Raw genomic sequence first — 24,902 nt, forward strand, 5'->3', positions numbered from 1 at the left:
GCTCAGTGGAATGGGCCGATGCGTTTCAGATCGCTGAAGTTCATCCAGATAAAAAACGCGCGGCCCACAATATTCTTGTCCGGCGCGAAACCCCAGTAGCGGCTATCCGCGCTGTTATCGCGGTTGTCGCCCATCATGAAGTAATTGCCAGGCGGCACTTTGCAGATCACGCCGCGTGCGTTGTACGTGCAGTTATCGCGATACGGATAATCTTCTGCGCCGACGATGAACGGCGGCACGGCCGGGTTGTTCAGAATCGCGTTCTTGCGGCCGTCGATGTTTTCTTCGAATTGCTTGGCGTAGCCGAGGCGTTCTTCGTCGAGATAGTCAGGCAGCGGCGTTTCCGGTACGGGCTTGCCGTTGATCGTCAGTTGCTTGTCCTGATAAGCGACCGTGTCACCCGGAAGGCCGATCACGCGCTTGATGTAGTCGACGGACTCGTCTTTCGGGTAGCGGAACACCACCACGTCGCCACGCTCGAGCGGGCGGCCTTCAGTGACCTTTGTGTTGGTGATCGGCAGACGCAGACCGTAGTCGAATTTATTGACGAGGATGAAGTCGCCCACCAGCAGCGTCGGCACCATCGAGCCCGACGGAATCTTGAAGGGTTCCACCACGAACGAGCGCACCACGAACACCACCAGAATCACCGGGAAGAAGCTCGCCGAATACTCGAGCCACCACGGCTGACGCAGCTTGTCGTCACGCAGACGAGCACGCGTTTGCGCCGCGTTTTCGTCGGCGAAGCGCTCGCCGACGCGTGCCTGCTGGCGGTCGAACTCAGCGACCACGGCGTCCGCCGCGCGGCGCCGTTGCGGCATGAAAACCAGTTTGTCTGCGACCCATGCGACGCCCGTCAAAATGACGAGCACAAAAAGAATCAGCGCAAAATTCATAGGGTTCCGTTGTTCGTCTTATTTGTCTTCGACACGCAGAATCGCTAGGAAAGCTTCTTGCGGGATCTCGACGGACCCGACCTGCTTCATTCGCTTCTTGCCTGCCTTTTGCTTTTCCAGCAGTTTCTTCTTACGGCTAATATCGCCGCCGTAGCATTTTGCCAGCACGTTCTTACGCAACGCTTTAATGTTCTCGCGGGCGATAATATTCGCACCGATCGTCGCCTGGATCGCCACGTCGTACATTTGACGCGGAATCAGTTCCCGCATTTTCGACGCCACTTCGCGGCCGCGATACTGGCTCTGCGAACGGTGCACGATCACGGACAATGCATCCACCTTGTCGCCGTTGATCAGCATGTCGACCTTCACGACATCCGCCGCGCGGTATTCCTTGAACTCGTAATCCATCGACGCATAACCGCGCGAGATCGACTTGAGACGATCGAAGAAATCGAGCACGACTTCGCCCATCGGGATTTCATAGGTCAACTGCACCTGACGGCCGTGATACTGCATGTTGATCTGCGTGCCGCGCTTTTGCGTGCACAGCGTGATCACCGAGCCGACATAGTCTTGCGGCATGTACAGATTGACGGTGACGATCGGCTCGCGCACTTCCTCGATCTTCGAAGGCTCCGGCATCTTGGCCGGATTTTCGACCATGATGGTCGTGCCGTCGCGCTGCAGGACTTCATACACGACGGTCGGCGCCGTGGTGATCAGATCCATGTCGAACTCGCGCTCGAGCCGCTCCTGCACGATTTCCATGTGCAGCAGACCGAGGAAGCCGCAACGGAAACCGAAACCGAGTGCCTGCGACACTTCCGGCTCGTACATCAGCGAGGCGTCGTTCAGCTTCAGCTTTTCCAGCGAGTCGCGCAGCGCGTCGTACTGGTTCGCTTCGACCGGATAGAGGCCTGCGAACACCTGCGGCTTCACCTCCTTGAAGCCGGGCAGCGGCTCGGGGGCAGGACGATTCACCAGCGTAACGGTGTCGCCCACCTTCGCGGCGGCCAACTCCTTGATACCGGCGATGATGAAGCCCACCTGCCCGGCGGACAGCGATTCGAGATTTTTCGACTTCGGCGTGAACACGCCGACATGCTCAACCGGATATTGCGCACCTGTCGCCATCATGCGGATCTTGTCTTTCGGACGCAGCGTGCCGTTGACGATACGCACCAGCATCACGACGCCCACGTAGTTGTCGAACCAGGAGTCGATGATCAGCGCTTGCAGCGGTGCTTCCGGGTCGCCCTTGGGCGGCGGTACCTTGGCGATCAGCGCTTCGAGCACGTCTTCCACACCGAGGCCGGTCTTCGCGCTGCAATGCGTGGCGTCGGTTGCGTCGATGCCGATCACGTCTTCGATTTCCGCGATCGCGTTCTCGGGATTCGCAGCCGGCAAGTCGATCTTGTTGAGCACCGGAATCACGTCGACGCCAAGCTCGATCGCCGTGTAGCAATTGGCCACGGTTTGCGCTTCCACGCCCTGGCTTGCATCGACGACCAGCAACGCGCCTTCACAGGCGGACAGCGAGCGGCTGACTTCATACGAGAAGTCGACGTGGCCCGGCGTGTCGATCATGTTCAGGTTATAGATCTGCCCGTCACGGGCCTTGTACGTCAGTGCAGCAGTTTGCGCCTTGATGGTGATGCCGCGCTCGCGCTCGAGATCCATCGAGTCGAGCACTTGGGATTCCATCTCGCGGTCGGACAAACCACCGCAAATCTGGATGATGCGATCGGCGAGCGTCGACTTGCCATGGTCGATGTGCGCAATGATCGAGAAGTTACGAATATGATCCATTCAGTGCCGATCAAGCAAAAAAGGCGCGCTCGGACAATAGCGGAGCACGCCTTGTAAGTAGGTGAAAAACCTATCTATTTTAGCCGAAAAGGCTGTCGCCCGGCGCATCTTGCGAGGCTCGGGCGGAAAAGACGGCTCGGGAGAGGCGTGAAACGGGGTGTGAACGACGCATGTTCGCATCTGGTTTGAGCCCTTAATCCGGCTTCAGATGCATGGACTCCAAATACGTGGAAACCAGCCAGATGCAAGGCTCCTAACGCGCGGATCCCGAAGGCGCCGCCGCAAAACGTGCGGCGAGCGCGGTACGAGCCTGCGCCGCATCAAGATGATAGTGACACAGTTCGACGCCGTCGCAGACCAGAACCGGCACCAGTTCGTTATAACGGGCTTCCAGCACCGGATCGGTGTCGATGTCGATCACGACGACCTGCGCGCCGAATTCAACCAGTAAAGGCTCAAGTGCGGCACGCATGTCGTCGCACAGGTGACACCACGCGCGCCCGTATAGCGTGAGCGGCGCCACTCCCGTCATTTCTGAGTGCTGCGCGGGCGAATCGGCACGAACTGCGTGTTCTCGCCACGACGAACCAGCAGCGCGACCATCTTCTGCGAGTCGAGGTGCGAAATCACTTCGTCGAACTGTTTCGCGCTCGTGATATCCGTATCGCCCACGCGCAAGACGATATCGCCTTTTTGCAGTCCGACGCGCACCGCCGGGCCATCTACCGCGTCGATCTGCACGCCGTTGCGCAGCTTCAGCGCCTTCATCTGGTCAGCCGGGATATCGCTGACAGCAAGACCCAACACGTTCGTGGCGCGCTGCTTCGGCGCCGGCGGCTTTTTATCATCCGCCTTGATGGTCTTGTCCGGCTGCATCTCAGCAATCGTGACCGGCAAATCGCGCGTCTGACCCTTGCGCCAAATCGTAATGGTCGACTTGGTGCCCGGCTTGGTATCGCCAACCATGCGCGGCAGATCCGTTGCCGTGTCGACCGAATGGCCGTTGAACTTGAGGATGATATCGCCAGGCTGCACGCCGGCCTTGTCCGCCGGACCGCCCGGCTCGACGCTGCTGACCAGCGCGCCCTGCGCCTTCGGCAGACCGAGCGAGTCGGCCACGTCTTTCGTCACCTCGCCGATCGCCACAGCGATCCGGCCGCGCACGACCTTACCCGAAGTTTTCAACTGATCGGCCACGCGCATCGCCTCGTCGATCGGAATCGCGAAGGAAATACCCATGAAGCCGCCGGTACGGCTATAAATCTGCGAATTGATGCCGATCACTTCGCCCTGCATATTGATCAGCGGACCGCCTGAATTACCCGGGTTGACGGCTACGTCGGTCTGGATGAACGGCAGATAGTCGCCCGTGTCGCGCCCTTTGGCGCTGACGATACCGGCCGTCACGGTGTTCTCGAGGCCGAACGGCGAACCGATCGCGACCACCCATTCGCCCACCCGGACCTTGTTCGAATCGCCGATCGTGATGGTCGGCAAATTAGCGGCGCTGATCTTCACGACGGCAACATCGGTCCGATCGTCCACGCCAATCAATTTGGCCTTGAACTCGCGCTTGTCGGTGAGCGTGACGTAAATCGTATCCGCGTCGTCCACGACGTGCGCGTTGGTCATCACGTAGCCGTCAGCCGACAGAATGAAGCCCGAGCCAACACCGCTGTTCTGTTCGGCATCGCTGTTATCCGGCGAGTCCTGGCTGCCGCCGCTCCCGCTCCCGCCGTTATCGCCACCGCGCGGCGAACCCGGCGATTGAGGCGACTGCGGCAACGGAATACCGAAGAAGCGACGGAAAAACTCCGACATATCGCCGTCGTCCATGCCGGGCGGCAATCCGCCACGGGCACCGCTGTTCGACACGCGCGTGGTGGTGCGAATGTTGACGACAGCTGGGCCGACCTTGTCGACGAGGTCAGTGAAGTCGGGCAGATTGGCTGCTGCAGGAGCCGCCGACGCCGTGTGCGGCATGAGCGGCAAACACGCCACTACCACCGCGGCCGCGAGGAATTTGCGCACCGAGAAAGTCGTCATATCGTAGCAAGCCGAGGGATTCGTGTGATTCGGAAGATTACTTCGGAGCTTTATATTCTATGGCAGACGCAAATTGCTGCAATGTGGTCTGGGGCACTTCACCAAGCAGGGTAATCCAGAAGTCGCCGCGCCGCTTGACTAGCACGTGCGTGGCGCCACTGCTGCCCGCCCCTTCCTTGCGAGTATTGTTCTCGACCGGCTCGACGAACACCGAAATGGCCGCGAGGCCGTCGGAGAACACGGCCTGATCGACCGGAATGGTTGGTTGCCCCGCGTCGCGTGCCGCCATGGGGCGACGCAACTCGCGAATCTTGTGGAAGCCCGGCACGGTCGGCGTGATCAGCCAGCCTTGCGCGGCCATATCGACCGGCTCCACCGGCGGCCGCACTACCGTCCAGCCCGCCAGATTACGAATGCCGTTGACAATGGGAGTCTTGTCGACCGGTACGCCGATACGAATCTGCGAAAACGACAATTGCTCGAGCACCTGACCGTTCGGGTCAAGCGTCTGCGCGCGCAGAAGAAGGCCGGTCTTCTTGTCGGCCCACAGCTTGTAAGCAAAACGGTATGCGTCTTTCGGGTCGAGCTCGATCACCTGGCTGTCGATACCCGCGACGCGGTCGTCGCCAAGCAGCTTCGGCTCGTACACGGACAGCACCTGCTCGCCGCTTACGGCCAGCAGTGCGGGAAACGAATCCTTGTTCTGGCGCTTCTCGACCACACACAGATGCCGCTCCGGCACGAACGTGTAGAGATCTTCGTTATGGCGAAGCATTTTGCGCGGCTTGCCGTCGAGGCTTTCGAGTTGCTCGAATTCGCCGTCAGCACGGGTCGCGTAGTGCGAAATCCGCGACGTTTGAACAAAATTGCCGCGCTGATAGACGAACGCGCCCTCGTAGTTCTGCTGCTGGGCGGCCTGATGGATTCGATCGAGCAACTCCGCTGCCGTGCGACGGGCAACGAGTGGATCGTCGGTTTGGGCAAAGACCCGCGGTGTAGCGGACAACAATACGGCTGCGCAGAACAGAAATGCCGGCAGCCGCCCCCAGATAGTCGTTTTAATCAACCGCGGAGTCTGCATCAAACTATTGGCCTTGCGTAGAAACTGCGGCAGCGCGAATCAGCGGCATCGAGCCCGGCATGACCGGCTGCTGCGCGAATTGCTGATGCGCTTCCAGATACTGATCGAGACTTGCGTCACGAATGATGTTGGCGTCTTGCGCGACCGGCTGGACCGTCGCGACAGGCACCGATGCCATGGCCACGCGTTGCAGCGAATCGCCATGTGACTGGAGCGACGCGACCTGCGCGACGCCTGGACCGCCCGGCACGCCTTGCAGTTGCGGCACAACGATCCACGTCAGCGTGGCGGCGGCAGCGGCAACCGCAAAGGCCGGCACAACACGGCGGCGCAGCGCCAGCAAACGACGCGCAACCGGCATGGCAGCCGGCGCGAGCAGGTGCGGCTCGTCGTCGAAACGCGCGGCAAAACCGCTCAGGAACGCGCTGCTAGCCGCCGGGCTGACCGCCAGATCGTCGGAGCGCAATGCGTCGCCGATCAGGTGATAGCACGACCAGGCGGCACGATCCTCGCCACCCAGTTCGGAAACAAACGTGTTCAGATGCTCTTCGCCGAACAGCTCACCGTCGACAAAAGCGGACAGACGCTCGCCGCGCGAGCTGGCTTGCGATTGCATCGAGACCGACCCCATGATGCTCCCCATCTTACGAATACCCCGTAGTGACACCACTAATCCAGATATTGCACCCGCGCCCCGTCCGGCGAGCCAGTGTTTACCAGCGCTTGCCTTCAGGTGTGTCAAGCAACGGACGCAATTTTGCCGCAATGGCTTCGCGAGCACGGAAAATTCGTGATCTGACTGTGCCAATTGGGCAACCCATCATCTCAGCGATTTCCTCGTAACTCAAACCTTCAATTTCACGAAGAGTAATGGCGGTGCGCAACTCTTCCGGTAAAACCGCCATCGCAGCATTGACCGTCTCAGCGATCTGCTTGCTCATCAACATCGACTCGGGCGTGTTGATATCCCTTAGTTGGTCGGCGTCCGAGAAAGTTTCAGCTTCTTCAGCATCTGCTTCGGTCGAAGTCGGCGCGCGCCGCCCCTGGGTCGCAAGGTAGTTCTTAGCCGTATTGACGGCAATCCGGTACAACCACGTATAAAAAGCCGATTCCCCACGAAACTGCGGCAACGCCCGGTACGCCTTGATAAAGGCGTCCTGGGCGACGTCTTCCACTTCGGCCGGGTCGCGCACGAGGCGCGAGATCAGCCGGAGAATCTTACGGTGGTATTTGGAGACCAGAAGCTCGAACGCGGCCTTGTCGCCCTTCTGGACGCGCTCGACCAGCACCTGATCAATTTCTTTTTCGCTCACCTGATAAATCCGTTAACTATAGGGCGCATGGCGGGGGACCATTGTAGCGTCCCCATCATCGCGGCACGTTACTCCGGTAACAGCGGTTACAGTCGTTACAGTCACGCACCGGCGCCATGCCGGCCCAGCACGGCGAGCTCCCGGAAAACGGGCGCTGGAAGCGCGTCGGCGGCAAGAAGTAACGTGCGGGAGCGCCCGTGGTCCGGCGCCAGCGCCAGAACGAGCAGGCGCCCGCTCCATTGCGAACAGCCGGCAATGCGGCCCTGCGTCAGCAAACCACCTGCCCGGTCCCAGGCAGACAGACCGTCCGGGCCGATTTTCAGCGCGACGGGTTGCGCATGCTCATGTTTTACCGCGCAGAGCATCAGCAGCGCCCACACGGCAAACGTCAGCGGAACCGCCTGCCACGCGCCCAGATGCGCGGCGAAACAGCGATAGGCAGCCAGCGTCGCGATCAGGATGAACACCCCCGAAGCGGCGCGCATGGCGGCGGAAGGCCGCAACGCAATGCGTTGCGACGCTCCGCCGAACGTTGCCGATCCGGGGGGAACCGCCGGGCAAGCCGGCGTTTTCGACTGACGTATCACCAAACGATCAGGCGATCAGGCGCGCTTGAAGACGAGCGTGCCGTTCGTGCCGCCGAACCCGAACGAGTTCTTCAGCGCGACGTCGATCTTCATCTCCCGCGCGGTGTTCGCGCAGTAGTCGAGATCGCAGGCCGGATCCTGATTGAAGATGTTGATCGTCGGCGGCGACACCTGATGATGCACGGCCAGCACGGTGAACACAGACTCCAGACCGCCGGCGCCGCCCAACAAGTGACCGGTCATCGACTTGGTCGAATTCACGACCATGTCTTTGGCGTGGTCGCCGAAAGCGCGCTTGATGCCGGTGGTTTCAGCCAGGTCGCCAAGCGGCGTGGACGTGCCGTGCGCGTTCAGATAATTCACCTGATCGGCGTTGATGCCCGCGTTCTTCATCGCGGCCAGCATACAGCGGCGCGCGCCGTCGCCGTCTTCCAGCGGCGCGGTCATGTGATAGGCGTCGCCGCTCATCCCATAGCCGCTGACTTCGGCGTAAATCTTCGCGCCGCGTGCCTTCGCGTGTTCGTACTCTTCGAGCACCATCACGCCGGCGCCCTCACCCAGCACGAAACCGTCGCGGTCTTTGTCCCACGGACGGCTCGCCGTTGCCGGATCGTCGTTGCGTTGCGACAGCGCACGCGCCGCCGCAAAGCCGCCGATACCGAGCGGCGACACGGTGGACTCTGCACCGCCGGCGATCATCACGTCGGCGTCGCCGTATTCGATCAGGCGCGAAGCCTCGCCGATACAGTGCAGACCCGTGGTGCATGCGGTGACGATCGCCAGATTCGGACCCTTGATGCCGAACTTGATCGACAGATGGCCCGAGATCATGTTGATGATCGACGCCGGCACGAAGAACGGCGAAATACGGCGCGGGCCGCGGTTCAGCAGTTCGGTTTGCGTCACTTCGATCATCGGCAGGCCGCCGATGCCCGAACCGACCACCACGCCGATGCGCTCCGAATTCTCGTCGGTGACTTCGAGGCCGCTGTCCTGCATCGCCTGGATGCCGGCCGCGACGCCGTAATGGATGAACGTATCCATATGGCGCGCTTCCTTACCGGGAATGTAGTCCTCGATATTGAAGCCCTTCACCTCGCCGGCGAAACGAGTCGAAAAGTTCGACGCATCGAACTTCGTGATATTGGCAATACCCGACTTGCCGGCGACCAGATTGGCCCAGCCGTCGGCAACATTATTGCCAACAGGCGAAATCAGCCCCAGGCCTGTAACAACAACACGACGGCGGCTCACGGTAACCCCTTTTTCATAGATGACAAAAGCAAAAGCCACAGCGGCCACAGGAACTTGCCCTGCGTGCCCTGTGGCTGTTTATCTCGGCAATCGCGCGGAAAAATGCGCTGTCAACATCGCTTGCTCCTGCATGGCAACCGGCGCGGCAAAAAGCGCCAGCCCTGCTGGCGCCGGAAACCGGCACGGCAGAGCGTCATACGCCGCCAACGCAGAAACGCAGGCGCGAATGACTTTAGGCCTTGACGTTCGCGCGAGCGTAGTCGATCGCTTGTTGAACGGTGGTGATCTTCTCGGCTTCTTCATCCGGAATTTCCATGCCGAATTCGTCTTCGAGGGCCATCACGAGTTCAACGGTGTCGAGCGAGTCGGCGCCGAGGTCGTTCACGAACGAAGCTTCGTTCTTGATCTCAGCTTCTGCAACGCCCAGTTGTTCTGCGACGATCTTCTTGACGCGCTGTTCGATATTGTCCATTACCCCTCCAAGGGAAAAGAAGTTCAAAAATACAGGTGCGCGCATTTTATCAGGTTTGACCCGGCAAAAAAGCGGCGCATCGGGTTCCTGTCAAGGCATGCGCCTTACGCTTTTGCAAACGCATCAAGGCGCGGATAGTAACCGAATTTGGTTACGACATGTACATTCCGCCGTTCACATGCAGTGTCGTGCCGGTGATATACCCCGCTTGCGGCGATGCAAGGAACGCCACGGCATGCGCGATATCGTCCGGACTGCCAAGGCGGCCGAGCGGAATCTGCGTTTTCAGCGCGGTTTGCTGATCTTCCGGCAGGGTCTTGGTCATGTCGGTATCGATGAAGCCCGGCGCAACGCAATTCACCGTGATGCCACGGCTGCCGATCTCACGCGCCAACGCACGCGTCATGCCCGCAACGCCCGCTTTCGCGGCGGCATAATTGACCTGCCCCGGGTTGCCGGCCGAGCCGACCACCGAGGTAATGTTGATGATACGGCCGCCCTTCGCCTTCATCATCGGGCGCAGCACCGCGCGCGACAGACGAAAAACGGACTTGAGATTGGTGTCGATCACCGCATCCCAGTCGTCGTCCTTCATGCGCATGGCGAGCTGATCCTGCGTGATCCCGGCATTGTTCACCAGCACGTGCAGCGCGCCGAACTCCTTCACGGTGCCGTCGATCAGCGCTTCGGCTGCGGCAGCGTCGTTCACGTTGAGCACCGCGCCGCGGCCGCTCACACCGGCTGCGTTAAAGGCTTCGCTGATCGCCGTCGCGCCGCTTTCGCTGGTTGCCGTGCCGATCACTGTCGCGCCCTGGCGCGCCAGTTCCATCGCGATCGCACGGCCAATGCCGCGCGACGCGCCCGTCACGATTGCGATTTGCTTGTCGAGAGTCTTTTCCATCTGTCAGTCCGGATGCCTTTTCGGAGGGCTGGTTGGTTCTTGAGGCCGAGCCTGCGCCGTATGAAGCGGCGTTCAGGCCGCCGTCACGAGCTTGAGCGTTTCTTCGAGCGAAGCCGGGTCGAACACCGAAGCGCCGACCAGATTGCCGTCGATGCGCTTCGTCAAGCCTGCGAGGACCTTGCCGGGACCGCATTCGATCACGTGCGTGACGCCTTGCGCCGCCATTGCCTGCACGCTTTCGACCCAACGCACCGGGCCTGCTGCCTGGCGCACCAGCGCGTCCTTGACCTTGGCCGGCTCGTTGACCACCGCGACGTCGACGTTGTTGATCACCGGAATCGACGGCACTTGTACGTCGACGCTAGCCAGATACTCGCGCAATTGATCCGACGCCGGCTTGAGCAGCGACGAGTGAAATGGTGCCGAAACCGGCAGCGGCAGCGCGCGCTTTGCGCCCTTTGCCTTCGCGACTTCGCAAGCCTTTTCGACTGCGGCCTTGTGACCCGCGATCACGACTTGCGCCGGCGCATTGAAGTTCACCGCTTCGACAACGCCGGCGACCGACGCTTCGGCACAAACCGCGCGCACCGTATCGTCATCGAGGCCGAGAATCGCGGCCATGCCGCCCACGCCGACCGGCACCGCCGTTTGCATGGCTTGCGCACGAAAACGCACGAGCGGCACGGCATCGCGGAACGCGATCGCGCCCGCCGCGACCAGCGCCGTGTATTCGCCGAGGCTATGACCGGCGACGATGGCCGGCTTCGGGCCGCCCGCCTGCTGCCACGCGCGATAAATCGCATACGCGGCGGTCAGCATGACAGGCTGGGTATTGGTGGTGAGGTTCAGATCTTCGGCGGGGCCTTCGGCAATCAGCTTGCCGAGGTCCTGATTGAGCGCATCGGATGCTTCCTGAACCGTCTCACGCACGATTGCGTGATCGGCGAATGCGTTGAGCATGCCGACCGACTGCGAACCTTGCCCAGGAAAAACGAACGCAAATTTCATATCGTCCCCAAAATCGATGTTGTCAGATGTGGGTGGCACGCCCGGTTGATCGCGGGCGCGCTCAAGCGTAATGGAGCGCCGCGAAGAGCGCTCGCCATAACGTCGCCGCTATCAGTAGCGGATAACTGACGCGCCCCACGTGAAGCCGCCGCCGACGCCTTCGATCAGCACGTTCTGGCCGCGCTTGATGCGGCCGTCGCGCACCGCGACGTCGAATGCGAGCGGAATGGACGCAGCCGACGTATTGCCGTGTTCGCCCACCGTGACGACCATGCGCTCCTGCGGCAAGCCAAGCTTGCGACAGGTGCTTTGCATGATGCGGATATTGGCCTGGTGCGGAATCAGCCAGTCGATCTGTTCGGCCGACAGATTCGCTTTTGCGAGTGCTTCGACCGCGACCTTTTCGAGCACATTGACCGCGAGCTTGAACACCGCCTGCCCATCCATATGCAGGAACGCGCTGCCCTCGATCACACCGCCGTTCACATTGCCCGGCGTGCACAGAATGTTCGAGTGACTGCCATCGGCGTGCAAAGCGCTCGCCAATACGCCCGGCTCTTCGGACGCCTGCAGGATCACCGCGCCGGCGCCGTCGCCGAACAGCACGCAGGTGGTGCGGTCCTTGAAATCGAGAATGCGCGAGAAGGTTTCCGCGCCGATCACGAGCGCCGTGCGATGCTGACCGCTGCGAATAAAGCTGTCCGCCGTCGCAACCGCATAAGCAAAGCCGGAACAGACGGCCTGCACGTCGAATGCCGCGCCGTGATTCTTGATACCGAGCTTGTTCTGCAACAGACACGCCGTGCTCGGAAACACAAAGTCGGGCGTGGAGGTTGCAACGATGATCAGATCGATGGATTGCGGATCGATATCAGCCGCTTCGATCGCACGCTGCGAGGCGATCAGCGCAAGATCGCTGGTGGTGACATTGGGTTCAGCGAAATGACGCGCGTGGATGCCCGTGCGGGCAACGATCCATTCGTCGCTGGTTTCAACGCCCTCTCTGGCGAGACGTTCGGCCAGATCCTGGTTGGTGACGCGTCCGGGCGGCAGGTAGCTGCCGGTCCCCAGCACGCGGGAGTAAATTGTTGATTGAGCCATTATGCCTTCGAGGATTGCGCAGCGTAGGGCTCGGCCGGCTGGCCTGCGATCGGGCTTGCGTGGCCCGCACCGCTTGCGTCGCGCGCCGCCTGTTCGAGAGAACCTGCATTCTCTTCCATTGCTCGCGCAAGGCGCTCCAGCACGCCGTTTTTGACGGCATCATACCCGCGTTTGATAGCCCACTCAAACCCGTAGGCATCCGCCGAGCCGTGGCTCTTGATCACCAGCCCACGCAGGCCCAGCAACGCGGCACCATTGTATTGCCGATGATCGACCCGTTTCTTGAAACGCATCAATACCGGCATTGCGAGCACCGCCATGACCTTGGTGAGCCACGAGCGGCCGAACTCTTCCTTGATGATGTTGGTCAGCATCTGGGCGAGACCTTCCGACGTCTTCAGCGCGACATTGCCGACAAACCCGTCACAGACGATTACGTCAACCGTGCCTTTGAAGATGTCGTTGCCTTCGACGTTGCCGTGGAAGTTAAGTGTACTCGCGCGCAGCAGTTCGCCGGCACGTTTGATGGTTTCGTTGCCCTTGATGACTTCTTCGCCGATGTTGAGCAGCCCGATGGTGGGCCGCTCCTTACTCTCGAGCGCGGACACGAGCGCGTGCCCCATCTCCGCGAACTGCAGCAGATGCTGCGGCTCGCAGTCGACGTTAGCGCCCAGATCGAGCATCATCGTATATCCATCGGGATTCGGCAGCGCGAACGCGATGGCCGGGCGTTCGATGCCCGACAGCGTTTTCAGCACATAGCGGGAGACCGCCATCAGCGCGCCGGTATTGCCGGCGGAAATACAGGCTTGCGCCTCGTTTTCCTTGACGCGATTCAGCGCCACGCGCATGGATGAGTCTTTTTTCTTGCGCAGCGCGACTTCGACCGGATCGTCCATGGCGACGATCTCGGAAGCAGGTACGACGGTCAGCGCCGGCAGGTCCTGAGCCTTCAACTTTTTCAGCTGCGCACGAATCGCACCCTCAATGCCGACGAGCAACAGCTCAGCATCAGGATGCGAACGAACGAAGTTGACGGCAGCGGGAACGGTCACGGACGGGCCGTGGTCGCCTCCCATGCAATCTATCGTGAGCTTTACTGTCATGGAGTGCGACGAATTTCAGGCTCCCTGCATGGGACCGCAGTGAGCGCCAAAGCGCCAATTGCAATCGACACAAAAAAGCGGCAGATGAATGCCGCCTTTTTGCCGAGCCGGGAAAATGTCAAGCGAGCTGATCGCCACGCGAAACGCCAAGGGCGCAACGCAGTGAGACGATTAGTCGTTCTTCGTCTTGACGACTTTCTTACCGCGATAGTAGCCGTTCGGGCTGATGTGGTGACGCAGATGCACTTCACCCGTGCTCGGCTCGACGGCCAGCGGCGCTGTCGTCAGGAAATCGTGCGAACGGTGCATGCCGCGCTTCGACGGCGACTTCTTATTTTGTTGAACTGCCATGACTAACTCCTAAAAATTTTCCGAATTCTAACACAGCCCGACCCGGTGTCCGCCATCGACCGAATGGCCAATGCGCCCGCTTCGCGCTCCCATGCAACTGTTCAGTGCTTCTTGTCGCCCGGCTCACCGCGCTTGAGACTTTCGAGCGCAGCAAACGGATTGGGCCGTTCGGGTTCACCACCCTCAGCAGCTTCGTCCGCCGCAGCCTCGTCGCCGTCGCCTTCTGTACCGGCCACACCAGAGACGAGGCTCTCGTGCACTTCGGGACACACCTCGTGCTTGGGCACGAGCGGCAAGGAAAGCAGCAACTCTTCTTCGATCAAGTCGATGAGATCGAACTGGCGCGAGCCTACGATCACTTCGACTTCATCCTCGTCGAGCGGAAACTCTTCGGCTTCCGCCTCAGTGTTGACGATCCGGTAAGTTGCGTCGACGTTGAACGACTGTAAATACGGTGTCATGCACCGCTGACATTCGAGCCATGCAGCGCCGTGAATCGCCAGCCTCAAATAAGGCTGCGGACCCTCGGTGCCGTCGTCCTGCAATTCCGGCTGCGTCGCCCCTTCGGCTTGCCAGGTGAACGCGGTATCGCGGTCTGGCGCTTCTGCCGGGACTTCGTTTAACATGCGCGGCAGTTGCGAGACGCGCACGACACCCGCGGCCTGGCGCCCACTCCGCGCAAATTCGAACAGATCGATATCGTGCGGGTCGGACAGACCAGCAGGGTTGCCAGGATGTTGAGTCATGTGCGCTCCTGCGTCGGCAAGGATTTCGCCGGGGGGTAAATCGGTTTGCAAAGCGTCGGTTTGCGAAGCAGCCCACGGAACTCATGCGCTGCCGCATGCTAACCACACGGGCCTACTCAGGCGATGCCTGCGCGACCGCTTGTGCAATAGCATACCGATGAAAAGCCCGAAATCATATCCGTTTTGTCTTTTCGAGTCAAACACTTAAGCCCGTACACGTGCGATGCCCGCACAAGCCCGTACGACCCGCCTCTCTAGCCGTTGGTTGCACATGTCAGATTCCCTCAATCGCCCGCCACGCCTGATCCTGGCGTCGAGTTCACCTTATCGTCGCGAGCTCCTCCAGCGGCTGCGCATTCCGTTCGACGTCGTCGTGCCGGCAATCGACGAAACGCCGCTCGCCGGCGAATCGCCCGAGGTAACCGCCTTGCGCCTCGCCGAAGCAAAAGCCCGGGCGGTGGCCAAGGGACTTGGCGCCGGTGAAACCGCGCTCGTGATCGGCTCGGATCAGGTGGCCACTTACGACGGCCTGCAGATCGGCAAGCCCAGCACGCACGACAAGGCACTTATCCAATTGCAGGCCATGCGGGGCCGCGAGGTGTTATTTCATAGCGCACTCTGCCTGCTCGACAGCCGCTCGGGGGTGGCGCAAGCCGCCGACGTCATTACTCGCGTGCAGTTTCGCGATCTGCCGGACGCCGCGCTCGACGCCTATCTGCGCGCCGAAACCCCATACGACGTCGCGGGCAGCGCCAAATCCGAAGGCCTCGGCATCGCCCTGCTCGAAGCCATCCATTCGGACGACCCAACCGCGCTGGTCGGACTTCCGTTGATCGCACTGTCGCGCATGCTGCTCGCAGTGGGTTATCCACTTCTGGGGGCATCATGAGCGGCACGTTATATCTGATCCCGAACACGCTCGGTGAAGGCGACGCCGACGCCCTCGACGCTGTCCTGCCCGCGCCGGTGCGGGCGCGCGCCGCGTCGTTGCACTATTACATCGGCGAAAACGCGAAAACCACGCGCGCCTTCCTGAAGAAAGTCGGCACTGAAAAGCCGATTCAGGAAATCGAGATTCGCGAATTGAACGTCAATACGCCGGCCGGTGAGATCGACAAGCTGCTCGCGCCTTTGCTGGCGGGCACGGACGCCGGCCTGGTATCCGAAGCCGGCTGCCCGGCGGTCGCCGACCCGGGCGCCCTGCTGGTGCGTCGCGCGCATGAGCGCGGCGTCAAGGTCGTGCCATTTGTCGGGCCGAGCTCGATTCTACTCGCGTTGATGGCCTCCGGCCTGAACGGTCAGAGTTTTGCGTTCCACGGCTATCTGCCGGTCGACGCCACCGAACGGGCCAAGCGCCTGCGCGAGCTGGAGCAACAGTCGCGCAAAGCCAAACAAACGCAGATTTTTATCGAAACGCCTTACCGGAACAAGCCGCTGCTCGACACCTTGCTGGCAACGTGCGCGCCTTCCACGCTCGTTTGCGTTGCGGTCGATCTGACGCTGGAGACGGAAACCATCGTGAGCCGCAGCGCGGCCGACTGGAAGAAGAAACCGGCTATCGATCTGAACAAGCGGCCGGCCATTTTCCTGATTCTCGCCGTCTGATCGCCGCCTGATCGCTGCCGCATCTCAAGCGGATCAGCCTGCCGAGCCTTTGCCGGCGGCACAAAACAAAAAGCCCCGTGCGATCGAAAAAAATCGACCGCACGGGGCTTTTCTCACCGATCACCGCAGACTCATCTTCCCGCCCAGCGCCATTGCATGAACGGCGCCACTGCCGACCGCCGCGCCGAACTTGCGCGCCACGCGGTCCGTGATGCTTTCCTTGACCGTGTAGTCGACGATATCCGGCGCCTTGAAAAGGTCGCGAGCGACATAATCCGCATCGCCGAAACCATCGGCCAGACCCAGCTCGACACTCTTCTGGCCAGTCCAGAAGAGTCCGGAGAACATGTCCGGAGTCTCATGCAGGCGCTTGCCGCGACCCTGACGCACGGCGTCAATGAATTGGGCATGGATCTGATCGAGCATGTCCTGCGCATGTTCGTCCATCTTCGGCGTTTCCGGCGAGAACGGATCGAAAAAGCCCTTGTTCTCACCCGAAGTGTGCAGCCGACGCTGGATCCCCAGCTTATCCATCAGACCGGTGAAACCGAAGCTGTCCATCAGCACGCCGATCGAACCGACGATACTCGCCTTGTCCACGTAAATCTTGTCTGCTGCCGCCGCCGCGTAATAGCCACCCGATGCGCACATGTCGCCGACCACGACATACAAAGGGATCGACGGATACTTGGCGCGCAGCCGGCGAATCTCGTTGTAGATAATGCCCGCCTGCACCGGACTGCCGCCCGGGCTGTTACAACGCAGGATCACGCCGGCCGTACCCGCGTCGTCGAATGCGCTTTCAAGCGCGGTGTTGATATCTTCCGCGTTCGCATTCGTATCAGCGGAGATTTCGCCGTCAAGCGTCACCATTGCCGTATGCCGGCCGGTGGTCGAAACTTTGTCGCCAGAGAAGCTGAACACACCCCATACCGCTACAAGCAGAACGACGAGGAACACAAAGCGGAAGAAAATCCTCCAGCGGCGTGCCGCACGCTGCTCGTTGATGGCCGCAAGCGCGATGCGCTCGAGCGCGGCGCGCTCCCAGCCCGGCTCATCGGCAGGCGTGCGGGGGCGGCCTGTCAGGGACGGTTCCTTCGGTTCGGGAGTCAAATTGTCAGACATGCGGTGCAGTGGAAAGATCGAAGAGGAGAAAAGTCAGGGCGTGACCGGGCGTAGTTCTCCGTCCGGCAGCCAGAATACGGCGCGGCCTTCAGGTGTGTCCCGTTCGTCGACCTGGACGGGACGCAAACGGCCGCCGCGGCACGGGCCGCCGACACATTTGCCCGTATCGGGCGCATAAATCGCGCCATGTGTAGCGCACATCAAGTATAAACCGGACGATTCGAAGAACTGCCCTTCAGCCCAGTCGAGTTCCATCGGCACGTGCGCACAACGGTTCAGATAGCCGTATGCCCGGCCATCGTAGCGAACAAAAAATACCACGACGTCGCCGCCGCCGAACCTCGCCGCGCGCCGCACACCCGCGCCGCCGTCGACCAGCTCGTCGGACGCGCAAATGCGAACCGCCTCGGTCGCCGCCGCGGTCACACTCGTGCTCATGCGTTCTCTCGCAGCCAGCCAGACAGCGCGCTGACGCTGGAAGCGACGAATTTCGGCGACAACGCAGTCAGCGAGCCCGCAGGATGCGCACCGTATGTGACACCAATACCCGCCACGCCCGCGTTGATCGCCATCTGTAGATCGTGCGTCGTGTCACCCACCATTACCGTGCGCACCGGATCCTGCCCCAGTTCGCGCGTAAGCTCGTGCAGCATGGCCGGATGGGGTTTCGAGAAGGTTTCGTCCGCGCAACGGGTGCCATCGAACAGGCTCGTCAGCCGTGATTGATCAAGCGCACGGTTCAGCCCGACGCGGCTCTTGCCGGTCGCCACCGCCAGTAAATAACCCTGATCGCGCAATTCCTGCAGCATCTCGCGCACACCGGCGAACAGCTCGGTGGTCTGATCTTTCACCAGATAGTGGAAGCGGTAGCGCTCCGCCAGACGCGGGTAATCGGTCGGATCGAGCGTGGGCGCGGCGATTTGCAGCGCGTCGCGCAAGCCAAGGCCGATCACGTAGCTGGCAGCCTCATCGGCGGGAACCGGCAGACCGAGGTCGCGGCATGCCGACTGGATACTGCGCGTGATGTGCGCGGTCGAATCCATCAGCGTTCCGTCCCAGTCGAAGACGATCAGATCAAATTGCTCTCTAGCCATGCGGTGTCGTCTCCGGGTTTGACCCATTTCGTGATTCACGTAATTCATTAAGCTGCGCGACGAAGCTACGGCATTCGGCCGGCAGCGGCGCCTCGAACTGCACGGATTCGCCGGTTGCCGGGTGCGTCAGCTTAAGACGGTATGCGTGCAGGAACATGCGCTTCAGGCCCGGCTTGGCGTTGGCCCGGGCCAGCGCCTTGTTCAGCGCGAAGTCGCCGTACTTGGCGTCACCGACGATCGGCAGTTCCAGATGTTGCAGATGGACCCGAATCTGATGCGTGCGGCCGGTCTTCAGTTCGGCCTCAAGCAGTGCGTACTCCGGCCAACGGTCGATCAGGTTGAAAACCGTGTGCGACGCAAGGCCGTCGGCCTGGACGCGTACGCGCCTTTCACCGTCCGCGGTCAGATACTTGTGCAGCGGCTCCTTGACCGCGCGGCGGCGGCCCCAGTCGCTCGCCCATTCACCGTGAACGCACGCATAGTAGCGCTTATCCATCTTGTTCTCGCGAATCTGCTCATGCAGATTAACCAGCGCCGAGCGCTTCTTGGCGAGCATCAGGATGCCGGAGGTCTCGCGGTCGAGCCGGTGCACCAGTTCGAGGAACTTTGCCTGTGGCCGTGCTTCGCGCATCTGCTCGATCACACCGAACGCGACGCCGCTGCCACCGTGGACCGCCACGCCAGCCGGTTTGTCGATGACGAGCATATGCTCATCTTCAAAAATAATTTTGAAATCGGCGCTCGGCACCGGTGCCTGAGCGATCGCCTCGTTCGCCTGAGCGACACGAATGGGCGGTACGCGCACTAGATCGCCCAGTTCGAGGCGGTACTGCGCGTCTATCCGGCCCTTATTCACCCGCACTTCCCCGCTGCGCAGGATGCGGTAAATATGGCTCTTTGGCACGCCCTTACAGACGCGCAGGAGGAAGTTATCAATGCGCTGGCCGGCCGCACTGTCGTCGATCTCGATCATCGAGACCTGGTCGCTTGCGACCGATTTCTGGGATATTTTGCCTAACTCTTTCATTATGAATATAATTTGCCCAGCAGTCTGCGGCGGCCGGCGCAGTGTCCGGAATTCGGGCGGATTGCGCAGGCGCAAGCGATAAACCGTTATTTTACTTGCGCCGGGGTCTGGTTGCTCACCCTGAAAATGAGATGCAACATGTTGCACGCACGAGGTCAGTACCCGGCAGGGACGGCGCCCACAGGCGCGTTCGGTCAAGGTCAGCTTCGACGGTAACGGAATTTTGGTAAAAAAGAATTTAACTTTCAGCTTCGGTATCGGGCGGTCTGACGCCCTGCTGTAAGAAGCTGCGAGTTGCGAAAATACGGCGTGCGCCCGAGGCGTCTTGTAGAAAGTACAAGACATGGCGACGTCAAAATGAGGCGAGACACCCCCAGCGAGAAAAGACGCGCCGACTGCGCGAACTTCCCGCTGCGGCATGACCGCAGCCTTCGACCCTCCGGTCACGCGCCCAGTTGGCGCACCGGCGCGAGTGGACGCAAGGCTTATGAAGGTCTGCTGGCAGAACCCGCGGCGTGTCGGGTCGTTATTTGAAGCCGTGTTCGCATGTGCCCTGCGGCACCGTGCCCATTTTTTAATGGGGCCGGGCCCTCTCAGGCAATTCTCCCGCCATTTTTCCCGCTCCAGCGTGCTTGTGAAAACACAATAAGGCGCGGCATGCCGCTGCCCGCCTGGCTCTCGCGACTGACAACCGCGCAGCCAGGCGGTCTGGCTAAGCCGCTCTGGAGCCGTTCAATGAAACGAATGTTGTTCAACGCGACGCAGCAGGAAGAACTGCGCGTTGCCATCGTCGATGGGCAAAAACTCATCGATATCGACATCGAAACCGCCGGGCGCGAACAGCGCAAAGGCAATATTTACAAGGGCATCATCACCCGCATCGAGCCTTCGCTCGAAGCGTGTTTCGTCAACTACGGCGAAGACCGCCACGGCTTTTTGCCGTTCAAGGAAGTCGCCCGCCAGTACTTCCGCGACGGCGTCGACATGCGCTCCGCGCGCATCCAGGACGCCCTGAAAGAAGGTCAGGAACTGATCGTTCAGGTCGAAAAGGAAGAGCGCGGCAACAAGGGCGCGGCCCTCACCACCTTCATCTCGCTCGCCGGCCGGTATCTGGTTTTGATGCCGAACAACCCGCGCGGCGGCGGTGTGTCGCGCCGGATCGAAGGCGACGACCGTCAGGAACTGCGCGAAACCATGGCGCAGCTGCAATTGCCCGAAGGCATGAGCATCATCGCGCGCACGGCCGGGATTGGCCGCAGCGCCGAAGAGCTGCAGTGGGACCTGAACTACCTGATGCAACTGTGGCGCGCCATCGAGGCTGCGTCGCAAAGCGGTTCGAGCGGCCAGCCGATGCTGATCTATCTCGAATCGAGCCTTGTGATTCGCGCGATTCGCGATTATTTCCAGCCGGATATCGGCGAAATTCTGATCGACACCACCGAAATCCATGACCAGGCCCGCGCCTTCATGGATATCGTGATGCCGGACAATGTCAGCAAGGTGAAGCGGTACCACGACGACGTGCCGCTGTTCTCGCGCTTCCAGATCGAACACCAGATCGAAACCGCGTATTCGCGCACGGTGCCGCTGCCCTCGGGCGGCGCTATCGTGATCGACCACACGGAAGCACTGGTCGCGATCGACGTGAACTCGGCGCGCGCCACCAAGGGCGCGGACATCGAGGAAACCGCCGCGCGCACCAACCTCGAAGCCGCCGACGAAGTAGCCCGCCAGTTGCGTCTGCGCGACCTGGGCGGCCTGATCGTGATCGACTTCATCGACATGGAATCGGCCAAGAGCCAGCGCGAAGTCGAGCAACGCCTGAAAGACGCGTTGAAGCACGACCGTGCGCGCGTCCAGATGGGCAAGATCTCGCGTTTCGGCCTGATGGAACTGTCGCGTCAACGTCTGCGCCCGGCCTTGTCGGAAGGCAGCCACGTGACCTGCCCACGCTGTAACGGCACGGGGCACATCCGCGATACCGAATCGTCCGCGCTGCAAGTGCTGCGGATCATTCAGGAAGAAGCGATGAAGGAAAACACCGCGGCGATCCATTGCCAGGTGCCGGTCGAAGTAACCGCCTTCCTGTTGAATGAAAAGCGCGCGGAAATCAACAAGATCGAGTCGCGTTTCAAGGTCAACGTCGTTCTGATTCCGAACAAGCACCTCGACACGCCGCATTACAAGCTCGAGCGACTGCGTCACGACGACGCGCGCCTCGACGAGCCGCGCGCTTCGTGGAAGATGGCCGAAGAAGCGGCCCGCGAACTGGAATCGGAAACCGGTTACAGCAAGCGCGCTGAAGAAGTGAAGCCGAAGCAGGAAGCCGCGGTCAAGGGCATCACGCCCGAGAAGCCGGCCCCGAGCGCGCCGGTCCGCCCGGCAACCCCGGCCCCGGTCGCTGTTACTCCGGCCAGCGGCGGCTTTATCGGCTGGCTGAAGAATCTGTTCGGCATGCAGCCGGCCGCGCCGGCGCCTGTCGCACCGGCTCCGACCGAAAAGCAGGCGCGTCCGCAGCGCGGCGAACGCACGGAGCGCGGTGAGCGCACCGGCGAACGCGGCGGCGATCGCAACCGCAATCGCCGTGGCGGCGCAGGCGCACGCGATGCAGCGGGTCGTGGCGAAGGCGCAAGTGGCGGTCGTCAGGCTCAGGGCCAGCAGCCGTCGCAGCGTCGCGAGGAACGCGAACCGCGTGAAGGTCGTGAGACTCGCGAAGGGCGTGAACCGCGCGAGGCTCGTGAATCGCGTGAGCCGCGTGCCAACCGTGAGCAGCGCGAGCCGCGTGAGGCCCGTGAAGGCCGCGAACCGCGCGAGGCTCGTGAGCCGCGTGAAGGTCGTGAGCCGCGCGAAAATCGTGGCGCCGACCGTGCGGAAACTGTCGACGGTGCACCCCGTGCGGAACGCGGCGAGCGCCGTGAGCGCGGCGAACGTGCTGAACGTGGCGAACGGCGCAAACAGCAGCCCGAAGCAGCAGAGGCACTGACGCAAAACGACGCGCAAACAGCGGACGAGCTGGCGCAAAACCAGACCGCTTTGGGCGAGAACGGTGCGGCGGTCGATCAGGAAGCGGTGGCGCGCGAAGGTGAAGAGCGCCGTCGCCGCCGTCGCGGCCGCCGTGGTGGCCGTCGTGAGCGCGAAGAAGACGTGAACGGCAACCTGGCTGCGGACGTTGCGGAAGGCGAAAGCGATACCGCCAACGTGGCCGACGAAGCACCGGTACGCACCGCGCATCAGCCGGTCGAACACAAGGCTGAAGTCAACGAAGCAAACGACGTCAAGCCGGTGGAAGTGGTTGTCGCTGCTGTGGCGACGCAAACCGCTGTCGTCAGCGAACTGCATGCAGTAGCCGAAACGCCCGCTCTGGCGGTCGAGCAGGCGGCGAAGACGGAAACGGTTGTGCCGGTCGCGCAAGCGCCGGAAGTACCGGAAGCACCGGTGGCGCAAGCCGCTGCCGCGCCGGTCGAAGCCACGCAAGTTGCGCCGGCTGTCAGCGAGACGGTTTCGCTCGTCGAACCGGTCGCTCATGCCGAAACTGTGGCTGAACCCGCAGTCGAGACTCGCGTCGAAGCCCCCGCTGAGGCGCGGATCGAAACACCGGCAGTAGCCCCGGTTGTCGAAACGCAAGCCGCACCGGCTCCGGTAGAAACCGCAGCCCCCGTGGCCGTGGTCGAAGCACCGGCCGCCGAACCGGCGCCGCAAGCCGAGATCGTCGCAGCACAACCGGCCGCCGCGGCCGTTGCTCCGGCAGTTGAAGCGATCGCCGCGCCGGCGCCAGTCGAAGCAGCGCCCGCCGCAGCCGCACCGCAAGCAGCGCGCAGCGCCGCTGTGTCGGCGGAAACCCTGAAGCCGGTGCTGGAACAAGCCGGTCTCGTCTGGGTGAACACCGACGCCGACAAGCTGCGGGCCGCGCAGGAAGCGGCAGCGCAGGCAGCCAGGCCGGTTCGCGTAGGTCGCGAGCGTAAGGCATTGCCGCCGCTCGAAACCGCGCCGATGCAAATGGTGGAAACCGGTAAGCATCCGCAGTAAGCGAGCCGCCCCCACGCAAAAAGCCCGCCGTCACCGGCGGGCTTTTTGTTTTATGGCGTCGCGCGCCGTCCGGATTACAAGTTGCATGTCACTCCTCATATACCCGAACGGCATCCGGAGGCCGGGAGCGAGCAGGGACATTTCCGCTAGAATGAAGATCTGGGTGTCAATCGCAGCACTGGTTAAAGCCCCTTAGCAAGCCCAAAACGAAGCATCAAACGAAGCAATTCATGTCCCGACGCATCATCCCTGTTGCCGATCTCAGCGCGGTGCCGGTCATATCCGGCCCAGTGCAGGCGCCCAACGGCGTGCTGCACGACACGCTGGCGCGCCCGTTGCGCGATCTGCGCATCTCGGTAACGGATCGCTGCAACTTCCGCTGCGTCTACTGCATGCCACGCGCGGTGTTCGACAAGGACTATGCGTTTTTGCCGCACAGCGCCCTGCTCAGCTTCGAAGAAATCGAACGGTTGGCGCGGCTCTTCGTCGCACACGGCGTCGAGAAAATCCGCCTTACGGGTGGCGAGCCGCTTCTGCGCAAAAATCTGGAACACCTGATCGAACGGCTCGCGCAACTCACCACGCCGCAAGGCCGCCCCCTCGACTTGACGCTGACCACTAACGGCTCGCTGCTGGAGCGCAAGGCGCGCAGCCTGAAAGACGCCGGCCTGACCCGTGTGACAGTGAGCCTCGACGCGCTCGACGACACGCTGTTTCGCCGCATGAACGATGCCGACTTCGCGGTCGCCGACGTGCTGGACGGAATCGCCGCGGCCGACGCGGTGGGGCTCGCGCCGGTCAAGGTCAACATGGTCGTCAAACGCGGCACCAACGACGGCGAGATCGTGCCGATGGCGCGCCACTTCAAAGGCTCGGGTGCGGTACTGCGCTTTATCGAGTATATGGACGTGGGTACGTCGAACGGCTGGAACATGACCGAAGTGCTGCCTTCCGCCGATGTCGTCACGCGCATCGCCGAGCATTTCCCGCTCGCGCCGCTCGAGGCGCACAGCGCAGCAGAGACCGCCCAGCGCTGGGGCTATGTGGACGGCGGCGGCGAGATCGGTGTGATTTCGAGTGTGACACGCGCGTTTTGCGGCAGTTGCACGCGCGCACGTCTATCGACGGAGGGCAAGCTGTACCTGTGCCTGTTCGCGTCGTCGGGTCACGACCTGCGCGCATTGCTGCGCAGCGGGGCGAGCGACGCCGATATCGCCACCGCCGTCGCCGAGATCTGGCAAGACCGCCGCGACCGCTATTCGCAGTTACGTGGCAGCGGCGCCGCCGCATCGCGCGAGCAGGACGGCCGTCGGGTCGAAATGTCGTATATCGGCGGCTAAGACAGCCCGCA

The 24,902-nt window shown here is 61.8% G+C and carries 24 protein-coding genes; 4 read left to right on the forward strand and 20 right to left on the reverse strand.

The window, feature by feature from the left end:
- Positions 1-2 precede the first annotated feature (2 nt).
- From lepB to AC57B6_RS01260, 16 genes are all read right to left on the reverse strand, one after another.
- Positions 3-896: a signal peptidase I gene (gene lepB / locus AC57B6_RS01185; RefSeq protein WP_046568191.1), complete on the reverse strand. Its 894-nt coding sequence runs from the start codon at positions 894-896 to the stop codon at positions 3-5.
- Between the two features lie 18 nt (positions 897-914).
- Positions 915-2,708, reverse strand: a complete 1,794-nt coding sequence (gene lepA / locus AC57B6_RS01190) for a translation elongation factor 4 (RefSeq protein WP_028199197.1) — start codon at positions 2,706-2,708, stop codon at positions 915-917.
- Between the two features lie 253 nt (positions 2,709-2,961).
- On the reverse strand, positions 2,962-3,240 hold the full coding sequence (locus AC57B6_RS01195; RefSeq protein ID WP_496420570.1) for a glutaredoxin family protein: 279 nt from the start codon (positions 3,238-3,240) through the stop codon (positions 2,962-2,964).
- The gene (locus AC57B6_RS01200) at positions 3,237-4,754 is read right to left on the reverse strand and encodes a DegQ family serine endoprotease (protein WP_028199199.1); all 1,518 of its coding nucleotides are present in this window, start codon (positions 4,752-4,754) and stop codon (positions 3,237-3,239) included. The genes AC57B6_RS01195 and AC57B6_RS01200 overlap by 4 nt, the downstream gene beginning before the upstream one ends.
- 37 nt (positions 4,755-4,791) lie before the next feature.
- Complete coding sequence (locus tag AC57B6_RS01205) at positions 4,792-5,835, reverse strand: MucB/RseB C-terminal domain-containing protein (protein ID WP_030101306.1); 1,044 nt, start codon at positions 5,833-5,835, stop codon at positions 4,792-4,794.
- Positions 5,836-5,839: 4 nt separating this feature from the next.
- Positions 5,840-6,466 carry a sigma-E factor negative regulatory protein gene (locus tag AC57B6_RS01210; RefSeq protein WP_028199201.1) on the reverse strand — a complete coding sequence of 209 codons (627 nt, stop codon included), beginning with the start codon at positions 6,464-6,466 and terminating at the stop codon, positions 5,840-5,842.
- Positions 6,467-6,548: 82 nt separating this feature from the next.
- Positions 6,549-7,148: an RNA polymerase sigma factor RpoE gene (gene rpoE, locus AC57B6_RS01215; protein ID WP_006051939.1), complete on the reverse strand. Its 600-nt coding sequence runs from the start codon at positions 7,146-7,148 to the stop codon at positions 6,549-6,551.
- A gap of 101 nt (positions 7,149-7,249) precedes the next feature.
- Positions 7,250-7,651 carry a protein YgfX gene (locus AC57B6_RS01220; protein ID WP_496420592.1) on the reverse strand — a complete coding sequence of 134 codons (402 nt, stop codon included), beginning with the start codon at positions 7,649-7,651 and terminating at the stop codon, positions 7,250-7,252.
- A 99-nt stretch (positions 7,652-7,750) separates the two neighbouring features.
- Positions 7,751-8,989 (reverse strand): beta-ketoacyl-ACP synthase II, encoded by a 1,239-nt coding sequence (fabF, locus tag AC57B6_RS01225; RefSeq protein WP_028199203.1) that lies wholly within the window; start codon positions 8,987-8,989, stop codon positions 7,751-7,753.
- Between the two features lie 232 nt (positions 8,990-9,221).
- Complete coding sequence (acpP, locus tag AC57B6_RS01230; protein WP_004197638.1) at positions 9,222-9,461, reverse strand: acyl carrier protein; 240 nt, start codon at positions 9,459-9,461, stop codon at positions 9,222-9,224.
- A gap of 151 nt (positions 9,462-9,612) precedes the next feature.
- Positions 9,613-10,362 carry a 3-oxoacyl-ACP reductase FabG gene (gene fabG, locus AC57B6_RS01235; protein ID WP_106351598.1) on the reverse strand — a complete coding sequence of 250 codons (750 nt, stop codon included), beginning with the start codon at positions 10,360-10,362 and terminating at the stop codon, positions 9,613-9,615.
- 72 nt (positions 10,363-10,434) lie between these two features.
- Positions 10,435-11,370 (reverse strand): ACP S-malonyltransferase, encoded by a 936-nt coding sequence (gene fabD, locus AC57B6_RS01240; RefSeq protein ID WP_183796567.1) that lies wholly within the window; start codon positions 11,368-11,370, stop codon positions 10,435-10,437.
- Positions 11,371-11,481: 111 nt separating this feature from the next.
- Complete coding sequence (locus AC57B6_RS01245; protein ID WP_030101303.1) at positions 11,482-12,471, reverse strand: beta-ketoacyl-ACP synthase III; 990 nt, start codon at positions 12,469-12,471, stop codon at positions 11,482-11,484.
- Complete coding sequence (plsX, locus tag AC57B6_RS01250; protein WP_028199207.1) at positions 12,471-13,577, reverse strand: phosphate acyltransferase PlsX; 1,107 nt, start codon at positions 13,575-13,577, stop codon at positions 12,471-12,473. Before plsX ends, AC57B6_RS01245 begins: the two co-directional genes overlap by 1 nt.
- 171 nt (positions 13,578-13,748) lie before the next feature.
- Positions 13,749-13,928 carry a 50S ribosomal protein L32 gene (gene rpmF / locus AC57B6_RS01255; RefSeq protein ID WP_018421288.1) on the reverse strand — a complete coding sequence of 60 codons (180 nt, stop codon included), beginning with the start codon at positions 13,926-13,928 and terminating at the stop codon, positions 13,749-13,751.
- A 101-nt stretch (positions 13,929-14,029) separates the two neighbouring features.
- Positions 14,030-14,674: a DUF177 domain-containing protein gene (locus AC57B6_RS01260; protein WP_028199208.1), complete on the reverse strand. Its 645-nt coding sequence runs from the start codon at positions 14,672-14,674 to the stop codon at positions 14,030-14,032.
- Between the two features lie 271 nt (positions 14,675-14,945).
- On the opposite strand from AC57B6_RS01260, the gene AC57B6_RS01265 reads away from it, so the two are divergent.
- Positions 14,946-15,563: a Maf family nucleotide pyrophosphatase gene (locus AC57B6_RS01265; protein ID WP_491563141.1), complete on the forward strand. Its 618-nt coding sequence runs from the start codon at positions 14,946-14,948 to the stop codon at positions 15,561-15,563.
- Positions 15,560-16,279, forward strand: a complete 720-nt coding sequence (locus AC57B6_RS01270) for an SAM-dependent methyltransferase (RefSeq protein WP_046568176.1) — start codon at positions 15,560-15,562, stop codon at positions 16,277-16,279. The genes AC57B6_RS01265 and AC57B6_RS01270 overlap by 4 nt, the downstream gene beginning before the upstream one ends.
- A gap of 120 nt (positions 16,280-16,399) precedes the next feature.
- Here the strand turns inward: AC57B6_RS01270 and AC57B6_RS01275 are convergent, their stop codons facing one another.
- The 4 genes from AC57B6_RS01275 to AC57B6_RS01290 are packed head-to-tail and all read right to left on the reverse strand — an operon-like array spanning position 16,400 to position 19,525.
- On the reverse strand, positions 16,400-17,404 hold the full coding sequence (locus AC57B6_RS01275; protein ID WP_028199211.1) for a S49 family peptidase: 1,005 nt from the start codon (positions 17,402-17,404) through the stop codon (positions 16,400-16,402).
- 33 nt (positions 17,405-17,437) lie between these two features.
- Entirely contained in the window at positions 17,438-17,842 is a 405-nt protein-coding gene (locus tag AC57B6_RS01280; protein ID WP_028199212.1) for a Rieske (2Fe-2S) protein, read from the reverse strand.
- Positions 17,839-18,498 (reverse strand): HAD-IIIA family hydrolase, encoded by a 660-nt coding sequence (locus AC57B6_RS01285; RefSeq protein WP_444512986.1) that lies wholly within the window; start codon positions 18,496-18,498, stop codon positions 17,839-17,841. Before AC57B6_RS01285 ends, AC57B6_RS01280 begins: the two co-directional genes overlap by 4 nt.
- Complete coding sequence (locus AC57B6_RS01290) at positions 18,491-19,525, reverse strand: RluA family pseudouridine synthase (RefSeq protein WP_046568173.1); 1,035 nt, start codon at positions 19,523-19,525, stop codon at positions 18,491-18,493. Before AC57B6_RS01290 ends, AC57B6_RS01285 begins: the two co-directional genes overlap by 8 nt.
- A gap of 735 nt (positions 19,526-20,260) precedes the next feature.
- Here AC57B6_RS01290 and AC57B6_RS01295 point away from each other — a divergent pair.
- The gene (locus AC57B6_RS01295) at positions 20,261-23,551 is read left to right on the forward strand and encodes an Rne/Rng family ribonuclease (RefSeq protein ID WP_474632895.1); all 3,291 of its coding nucleotides are present in this window, start codon (positions 20,261-20,263) and stop codon (positions 23,549-23,551) included.
- A gap of 230 nt (positions 23,552-23,781) precedes the next feature.
- Entirely contained in the window at positions 23,782-24,891 is a 1,110-nt protein-coding gene (gene moaA, locus AC57B6_RS01300) for a GTP 3',8-cyclase MoaA (RefSeq protein WP_491563143.1), read from the forward strand.
- The last annotated feature ends 11 nt before the right edge of the window (positions 24,892-24,902 follow it).

It is taken from the genome of Paraburkholderia sp. BGA-UO-ETr-F12, from assembly GCF_059567945.1.

Bases quoted from the DNA above. Each gene is read 5' to 3' on its own strand.
- lepB (WP_046568191.1), bottom strand. From the start codon at position 896: ATGAATTTTGCGCTGATTCTTTTTGTGCTCGTCATTTTGACGGGCGTC.
- lepA (WP_028199197.1), bottom strand. From the start codon at position 2,708: ATGGATCATATTCGTAACTTCTCGATCATTGCGCACATCGACCATGGC.
- AC57B6_RS01195 (WP_496420570.1), bottom strand. From the start codon at position 3,240: ATGACGGGAGTGGCGCCGCTCACGCTATACGGGCGCGCGTGGTGTCAC.
- AC57B6_RS01200 (WP_028199199.1), bottom strand. From the start codon at position 4,754: ATGACGACTTTCTCGGTGCGCAAATTCCTCGCGGCCGCGGTGGTAGTG.
- AC57B6_RS01205 (WP_030101306.1), bottom strand. From the start codon at position 5,835: ATGCAGACTCCGCGGTTGATTAAAACGACTATCTGGGGGCGGCTGCCG.
- AC57B6_RS01210 (WP_028199201.1), bottom strand. From the start codon at position 6,466: ATGGGGTCGGTCTCGATGCAATCGCAAGCCAGCTCGCGCGGCGAGCGT.
- acpP (WP_004197638.1), bottom strand. From the start codon at position 9,461: ATGGACAATATCGAACAGCGCGTCAAGAAGATCGTCGCAGAACAACTG.
- fabG (WP_106351598.1), bottom strand. From the start codon at position 10,362: ATGGAAAAGACTCTCGACAAGCAAATCGCAATCGTGACGGGCGCGTCG.
- fabD (WP_183796567.1), bottom strand. From the start codon at position 11,370: ATGAAATTTGCGTTCGTTTTTCCTGGGCAAGGTTCGCAGTCGGTCGGC.
- AC57B6_RS01245 (WP_030101303.1), bottom strand. From the start codon at position 12,471: ATGGCTCAATCAACAATTTACTCCCGCGTGCTGGGGACCGGCAGCTAC.
- plsX (WP_028199207.1), bottom strand. From the start codon at position 13,577: ATGACAGTAAAGCTCACGATAGATTGCATGGGAGGCGACCACGGCCCG.
- rpmF (WP_018421288.1), bottom strand. From the start codon at position 13,928: ATGGCAGTTCAACAAAATAAGAAGTCGCCGTCGAAGCGCGGCATGCAC.
- AC57B6_RS01260 (WP_028199208.1), bottom strand. From the start codon at position 14,674: ATGACTCAACATCCTGGCAACCCTGCTGGTCTGTCCGACCCGCACGAT.
- AC57B6_RS01265 (WP_491563141.1), top strand. From the start codon at position 14,946: ATGTCAGATTCCCTCAATCGCCCGCCACGCCTGATCCTGGCGTCGAGT.
- AC57B6_RS01270 (WP_046568176.1), top strand. From the start codon at position 15,560: ATGAGCGGCACGTTATATCTGATCCCGAACACGCTCGGTGAAGGCGAC.
- AC57B6_RS01275 (WP_028199211.1), bottom strand. From the start codon at position 17,404: ATGTCTGACAATTTGACTCCCGAACCGAAGGAACCGTCCCTGACAGGC.
- AC57B6_RS01280 (WP_028199212.1), bottom strand. From the start codon at position 17,842: ATGAGCACGAGTGTGACCGCGGCGGCGACCGAGGCGGTTCGCATTTGC.
- AC57B6_RS01285 (WP_444512986.1), bottom strand. From the start codon at position 18,498: ATGGCTAGAGAGCAATTTGATCTGATCGTCTTCGACTGGGACGGAACG.
- AC57B6_RS01290 (WP_046568173.1), bottom strand. From the start codon at position 19,525: ATGAAAGAGTTAGGCAAAATATCCCAGAAATCGGTCGCAAGCGACCAG.
- AC57B6_RS01295 (WP_474632895.1), top strand. From the start codon at position 20,261: ATGAAACGAATGTTGTTCAACGCGACGCAGCAGGAAGAACTGCGCGTT.
- moaA (WP_491563143.1), top strand. From the start codon at position 23,782: ATGTCCCGACGCATCATCCCTGTTGCCGATCTCAGCGCGGTGCCGGTC.